The sequence below is a fragment of the Rhizobacter sp. P3_B12 genome (assembly GCF_056402895.1).
The window spans coordinates 1-3,252 of the sequence record NZ_JBFUGN010000715.1; the positions used below are offsets into that span (position 1 = coordinate 1).

A 3,252-nucleotide genomic window follows, 5' to 3' on the forward strand; every position below is an offset into this window, starting at 1 on the left:
GGCCACCAGGCCCGGGCTGGCGGCACGCGGTACATTTTCGTCGGCCCGGGCCTGGTGGCCCGCCGTTGGGCTCCGCCTCACCTCGAACGTTGAACGGCCGCTTTCCGGAGCCTTGCTCAGCTTGAGCCAACTTCCGCTATGAGCCGGCCATCGCCTATCAGCTCAACAAGAGAGCGGCTGTAGTCGGCCAGGAACTGTCTTTCGTGAATGACTGCTTCTGGCTGTGCGGCACAGTGTCGGCACGAGCGGATACCCAGCTAGCATTGCGCGACCCGATATCGGCGCGGATGTGCGCGCAACCACCTCTTCGACGTCAAACCATGACCAGCATCATTCTCATGTCTTCGTTCTTGGTCGTTGTTGCGGCCATCGGCGGGGTGGCAGTTCTGATTACTCGGCTCTTGCCGGTGAATCACGTGGTCAGGCTCAAGGTCGACGCCTTCGTCGTATGGGTCAGGGAGAACCCTCGACTCTTTGAAAAGCGATTGAAGCAGGTGGCCTTCACACTGGTTGTGCTGTTCTTCTTGTCTATCACGATCATCTACTCGTGATGCACGAAGCTGCTCACGAGTGCCCGCAGCCGGCCACAACCAGCCGGTCATGGGCGACCGCTTTCGGGTACGCTGGGCAGCGCGATGACCGAACTCCTACTGGGCTCTGAGTACGACGACGACCTGTTCTATCGACTCGTTGCCGAGGTCGAGACGATGGGCGGCTCAATCGTTGACAGAGAGTGGACCCTGGGCGGCCCCCAAGAAATCACGCTGTACGAAAACTTGCTCCCAGGCGCTGAGCTTGTGGCCGTCGCCCAATCCGGTGTCGGTTTGTCGCTTCGCGGAGAGCCGGCGCTAGTTGAAGCCCTCGCGGATCGCGTCGCTCCGAATCGGCCCGCATGAATGGCGCGGTTTCCGCATGTCGCTGATCGGCCACTATCGGCCGGTCGCAGGCGACCGCTTTGAGGTAGGCTGAAGCGCAATGGTTCTCGAGTCATATCCATTCAACTGGCGTACGCGTTCTCGCCGACCAAAATGAACATACGCCGTCTCATCGTCAGTCTCTTCATCAGCGTCCTCCTCGTTGCGGCGGCCTTTGGTGGGGCCGGCGAAGCTCTGAGTCGGCCTGCAACGGGATCTGTCGGCCCCGCGCCGTTGGATCTGCACGCCACCTCGGTCGTCATTCGCACAGCTTCCGGTGGAGCCGTTTCTGGTTGGCTTGTTCTTGGCCGGCCTCGCTCGGGTGCGGTCCTTCTATTGCATGGCGTACGGAGTGATCGGCGACAGATGATCGAACGTGCCAGGTTGCTCAGTGGTTTGGGGTATACGGCATTCCTGATCGACCTTCCCGCTCACGGCGAGAGCACTGGTGACCGAATCACATTCGGAGTTCGTGAAGCCGAAGGTGTCAGGGCCGCATTGGACTATCTCCGGAATCGACTCCCAGGCGAGAGAATCGGAATCGTCGGAGTGTCACTCGGTGCGGCATCTGCGGTGATTGCGAAAGCGGTACCGTCACCGGACGCGGTTGTTCTGGAGTCCATGTTCCCAACCATTGCAGAAGCGGTCTCCGACCGGCTGGTAAGGCAGTTGGGGCCGGCCGGGCGATATCTGGCCCCGCCCTTGCTGTGGCAACTCCCGCTGCGTCTCGGACTGCATCCTGAACAGATTCAGCCAATCATGGACATCCCGTCGCTGAATGCGCCCGTCCTCATCGCCTCAGGCACAGCGGACGAGCACACAACCCTCGCGGAGAGCAAGCGCATATTCGAGGCGGCACGTGAGCCAAAACAATTCTGGGCAGTCGAAGGGGCTGCTCATGTAGACCTCTATAGGCATGGCCCAAAAGCGTATCAAAGCACGGTCCTGCCGTTCCTGGAAAAGCACCTCCGAAGTGGGATCTGATTCCTTCGTCAGCCACGTATGCAAGCGCTGGTGCTGCCTGCCAGCCGGGTCAGTTTCTGCCGCCCCGGGCCATGTGCTCGAATGCCGGAGGCCGGCCACGAACTGCCGGTGATGAACGTCCACTCGCGGCTGACCCGGCGGGCATGTCGCGGAGTGGGCTTCGTTCTAAAACGGCAACACCTCCGTCAGAATTCCCAGATATGGCCTACTTCACCGTTTCGCTGAATGAGCATGTCATAGCTTGCGCCGGCTCGCCGGAGGTAAGTGTGCTCACGGCAACTATCGTCGCAACGGCCCGCGGTGCCGCGCAGCTCACTCTCAATAGTTTGACTACCGCAGGTGGCGAACAACGTTCTGAGCACTGGCCATTGTGGAATCTCTCGCCGCAAGATCAGGTATGCATTGCGTACACCGCCGCGGGCAAAGTGACCATCCCAGTCAGCACGGGAGTCGAGCCGGACCTACCATTCGACGAAACCCTGGCCCGCCTTCGGCAGAGCTTTCCGCAACTGCCTGAGCCGCGGGCCAAAGCGTTCTCTCATACGCGCGCGCCGCGCCGCGCCTGTTTGAGCGTAACCACGGATGCTGGCTCAGGTGTCGAAGCCACTCTGGGCGATGCCGAGCTTCTGCAAGCGGTAGTGTGCTTTGTCGGTGCAACCTGCAATGTGGAAGTGCACTCCCTTTCTGTGCGGTCAGGCGGAGCAACCAACGGTGTTCGCTGGCTGGTGGAACAGGTCGAGATCGGGCAATCGGTGAGGTTGACCTACACGGAATAGCCCCTCGCGGCACCGAAGTGCTCAAACACCGAGCGTCCGCTTGCGGGCGTTGAATGCAATCGCGCCACCGACTGCAATGGGTCGATTGTGTGAGTTCGCGGCGCGCGAGAGCGGCCATTCGGCGCGTGCCAGCACCGCTGCGGGTGGTCCCGTTAGGCGCGTGTCTGAGCGACTAAACCAACCCATGGCGGCGACTCGTCGCGAGGAGCGAGAAGGTCGCCTTTCGGTCAGAGCCGTCGTTCGGCGTCCGGGCCTGATTGACCGCAATCAGCCTGAAGCAGTCAAGCGCTCACCAGGGCAATCTCATCGAGTCTGGTCGTGTAGCGCGGCGTGCGTCGTTCTTGCTTGCCAAGGGACGCAAGCGTTCCACGTCTCTGCTGAGTGCTGGCAACGCGAACAGCCCCTTTGCCGAATCGATGATTCAGTGCATCCAACGTGCCCATCAACTGATGCCGGTCTCGCCCAAGGGCAGCCTGCGCAGTGGGTTCGTCAGCAGCAAAGAGATAAAGCTCACCTTGTCGGTCACCTCCTGCATGTAGATCCATCAGCATGACGCCGGCCTTCACGTAGTTGAAGCC

At 61.0% G+C, this 3,252-nt stretch carries 5 protein-coding genes; 4 read left to right on the forward strand and 1 reads right to left on the reverse strand.

Annotation, left to right across the window (positions count from 1 at the left end; translation table 11 throughout):
* Nucleotides 1-203 precede the first annotated feature (203 nt).
* The 4 genes from AC1D01_RS26735 (at nucleotide 204) to AC1D01_RS26750 (ending at nucleotide 2,674) form a co-directional block, all read left to right on the forward strand.
* Nucleotides 204-551: a hypothetical protein gene (locus AC1D01_RS26735; protein ID WP_477871761.1), complete on the forward strand. Its 348-nt coding sequence runs from the start codon at nucleotides 204-206 to the stop codon at nucleotides 549-551.
* An 84-nt stretch (nucleotides 552-635) separates the two neighbouring features.
* Nucleotides 636-896, forward strand: coding sequence for a hypothetical protein (locus tag AC1D01_RS26740; protein ID WP_477871763.1), 261 nt, complete (start codon nucleotides 636-638; stop codon nucleotides 894-896).
* A gap of 132 nt (nucleotides 897-1,028) precedes the next feature.
* The gene (locus AC1D01_RS26745; RefSeq protein WP_477871765.1) at nucleotides 1,029-1,898 is read left to right on the forward strand and encodes an alpha/beta hydrolase; all 870 of its coding nucleotides are present in this window, start codon (nucleotides 1,029-1,031) and stop codon (nucleotides 1,896-1,898) included.
* A gap of 200 nt (nucleotides 1,899-2,098) precedes the next feature.
* Nucleotides 2,099-2,674 carry a hypothetical protein gene (locus AC1D01_RS26750; RefSeq protein WP_477871767.1) on the forward strand — a complete coding sequence of 192 codons (576 nt, stop codon included), beginning with the start codon at nucleotides 2,099-2,101 and terminating at the stop codon, nucleotides 2,672-2,674.
* Nucleotides 2,675-2,955: 281 nt separating this feature from the next.
* Here the strand turns inward: AC1D01_RS26750 and AC1D01_RS26755 are convergent.
* A partial coding sequence (locus tag AC1D01_RS26755) for a DUF4113 domain-containing protein (RefSeq protein WP_477871769.1) occupies nucleotides 2,956-3,252 on the reverse strand: 297 nt, incomplete at its 5' end.

Bases quoted from the DNA above. Each gene is read 5' to 3' on its own strand.
- AC1D01_RS26745 (WP_477871765.1), top strand. From the start codon at position 1,029: ATGAACATACGCCGTCTCATCGTCAGTCTCTTCATCAGCGTCCTCCTC.
- AC1D01_RS26750 (WP_477871767.1), top strand. From the start codon at position 2,099: ATGGCCTACTTCACCGTTTCGCTGAATGAGCATGTCATAGCTTGCGCC.
- AC1D01_RS26740 (WP_477871763.1), top strand. From the start codon at position 636: ATGACCGAACTCCTACTGGGCTCTGAGTACGACGACGACCTGTTCTAT.